General features: G+C 78.9%; 3 protein-coding genes. All 3 read left to right on the top strand.

Features of this window, described 5'->3' with window-relative positions; all coding sequences use genetic code 11:
• Nucleotides 1-25 precede the first annotated feature (25 nt).
• Nucleotides 26-397, top strand: a complete 372-nt coding sequence (locus ACOV8S_RS17175) for a holo-ACP synthase (protein ID WP_351110657.1) — start codon at nt 26-28, stop codon at nt 395-397.
• Nucleotides 398-418: 21 nt separating this feature from the next.
• On the top strand, nt 419-1906 hold the full coding sequence (locus ACOV8S_RS17170) for an NAD(P)H-hydrate dehydratase (protein WP_448318669.1): 1488 nt from the start codon (nt 419-421) through the stop codon (nt 1904-1906).
• Between the two features lie 425 nt (nt 1907-2331).
• Nucleotides 2332-2966, top strand: a 635-nt coding sequence (locus ACOV8S_RS17165) for an alanine racemase (RefSeq protein WP_448318668.1), incomplete at its 3' end; no start/stop codon positions are given.

The following is a 2966-nucleotide window of genomic DNA, read 5'->3' as shown; positions in this document are numbered from 1 at the left end:
GGGGTGGGATCCGTAGGGTGGCGGTATGAGCATCATCGGCGTCGGCATCGACGTGGCGGAGATCGACCGTTTCCGGGCCGCCCTCGCCCGCACCCCCCACATGGCCCAGCGCCTCTTCAGTGACAGCGAGCTGACCCTCCCCAGCGGCGAGCGCCGCGGCATCGCCTCGCTGGCCGCCCGCTTCGCGGCGAAGGAGGCCCTGGCCAAGGCGCTGGGCGCGCCCCCCGGGCTGCAGTGGCGGGATGCCGAGGTGTACCTGGAGGAGAGCGGACAGCCCCGTCTCCGGGTCACCGGCACCGTCGCCGCCCGCGCCGCCGAACTCGGCGTCAGCTCCTGGCACGTGTCGCTCAGTCACGACGCCGGCGTCGCCTCGGCCGTGGTGATCGCGGAAGGCTGATTCCTGGGGAAGACTCGCCGTATGCGGAGTGCCTACAGCGTGGAGACGGTACGGGCGGCCGAGCGGGAGCTGATGGCGCGGCTCCCCGAGGGCGCGTTGATGCAGCGGGCGGCCGCCGGGCTCGCCGCCGCCTGCGCACAGGTCCTGGGCCGGACGGCGGGCCGGGTCTACGGCAGCCGGGTGGTGCTGCTGGCCGGCAGCGGCGACAACGGCGGGGACGCCCTGTACGCCGGGGCGCGGCTGGCGAAACGCGGGGCCGGCGTGACGGCCGTGCTCACGGCGCCGGAGAAGGCGCACCCAGGCGGTCTGGCCGCGCTGCGGCGGGCCGGCGGCCGCGAGGCGACCACGGCTGAGGCGGTGACCTCGCGCCTGATCGAGGCCGCGGACCTGGTGGTGGACGGCATCGTCGGCATCGGCGGCCACGGCGGCCTGCGGGAGAACGCCGCCCCGCTGGCGGCCCGGGCTGCCGCGGCCGGCGCCGCGGTGATCGCCGTGGACCTGCCGAGCGGTGTGGAGGCGGACACCGGGGAGGTGCGCGGCCCCGCGGTGCGCGCCGACCTCACGGTCACCTTCGGCACCCACAAGGCGGCCCTGCTGATCGACCCGGCGCGTGAACTCGCCGGTGCGGTGCGGCTGGTGGACATCGGGCTGGACCCGTGGCTGCCGGAGCGGCCGGAGCTGGAGGCGCTGCAGCACGCGGACGTGGCCCGGCTGTTGCCCCGGCCCGGGGCGGAGAGCGACAAGTACCGGCGCGGGGTGGTCGGGATCGCCGCCGGGTCGACCCGCTACCCGGGCGCCGCGGTGCTCGCCGTCGCGGGCGCCCTGCGCGGCGGCGCCGGTGCGGTGCGGTACGCCGGACCGGCCGGGGACGCGGTGCTCGCGCGCCACCCCGAGACGCTGGTGAACGACGGGGGACCGCGGCGGGCGGGCCGGGTGCAGGCCTGGGTCGTCGGCCCGGGCGCCGGGGACGACGCGGACACGGTGGCGCAGGTGCTGGAGGTCGCCGGTGAGGCGGACGTGCCGGTGCTGATCGACGCCGACGGCCTGCGGCTCGCCGACCCCGGGGTGGTGCGGGCCCGGACGGCGCCGACCCTGCTGACGCCCCACGCCGGGGAGGCCGCCGCGCTGCTCGGGGTCGACCGGGCCGAGGTGGAGTCCGCGCGGCTCGCCGCGGCGCGCGAACTGGCCGAGCGGTACCGGGCGACGGTGCTGCTGAAGGGGGCGACCACGCTGGTGGCCGCCCCGTCCGGGGACGACGGGGCGGCACCGCCCGTGCGGGTCAACCCGACCGGCACGCCGTGGCTGGCGACGGCCGGCAGCGGTGACGTGCTCTCCGGCCTCGCCGGGTCGCTGCTGGCGTCGGGGCTGTCCGCGCGGGACGCGGGGAGCGTGGGGGCGTACCTGCACGGGCTGGCCGCGCGGCGCGCGGCCGCGGGGGCGCCGATCGCCGCGCAGGACGTCGCGTCCGCCGTCCCCGACGTCTGGCGCGACATCGCCTCCGGCACCTGACGGGACGGCGCGCGGGTCCGGCTCGACGGCGCGGGGGTCTGGCCCGACGGCGCGCGGGTCCGGTGCGCCGTTCCGTGACGGGCTCGCGTGCTCGACTCGGCGGTGGGACGGGCCGCGGGCTCGACTCCGCAGGGGACGTCTCCGGAGTGACCCCGGCCCGGGGCCGACTCGGGCACCCGCCTGGCCCGCCGGCCCGCGGGGTCTCCCTGCCTCGGACGCGACCCGGTGATCCGCGTCCCGCGGCGTGCCCGCGCCGGCCCTCGTCGCCCGCGGTCGCGTCACCCGTGCCGGCGTCGCCCGCGCTTCCGTCGCCCGTGCCCGGTCGCCCACGCGCCCGTCGCTCGCCCGCGGTCGGGGCCGGGGAGTCGGGCCCGCGGGCCGCCCTCCCCGGCGGGCGGAGGGGGCTCTGTCAGACTGGGGGGACCATGAGTGAACGTGTTCCGCGCCCCCGCACCACCCCCCGCGTGCGAGCCGAGGTCGATCTGGACGCCCTGCGCGCCAACGTGCGGTCGCTGCGCGCCCGGATCTCCGGCGCCGCCCTGATGGCCGTGGTGAAGGCCGACGGGTACGGCCACGGCGCGGTGCCCTGCGCCCGTGCCGCCAAGGAGGCGGGTGCCGAGTGGCTGGGCACGGCCACCCCCGAGGAGGCGCTGGCCCTGCGCGCGGCCGGCCTCCCGGGCCGGATCCTGTGCTGGCTGTGGGCCCCCGGCGGGCCCTGGCGGGAGGCGATCGCGGCGGACGTGGACGTCTCGGTGAGCGCCTCGTGGTCCCTGCGCGAGGTGACCGACGCGGCGCGTGCCGAAGGGCGCCCGGCCCGGGTGCACCTCAAGGCGGACACCGGCCTCGGCCGCAACGGCTGCCAGCCCGCCGACTGGCCGGACCTGGTCGCCGACGCGCTGGCCGCCGAACGGGACGGGCTGGTCGAGGTCGTCGGCCTCTGGTCGCACTTCGCCTGCGCCGACGAGCCGGACCATCCGGCCACCGACGCCCAGCTGGCCCGCTTCCGCGAGATGGCCGGGTACGCCGAGGCCCAGGGCGTCCGCCCGGAGGTGCGGCACAT

The organism is Streptomyces sp. CO7 (genome assembly GCF_053474865.1).
This window is presented reverse-complemented; position numbering and strand designations above follow the sequence as displayed.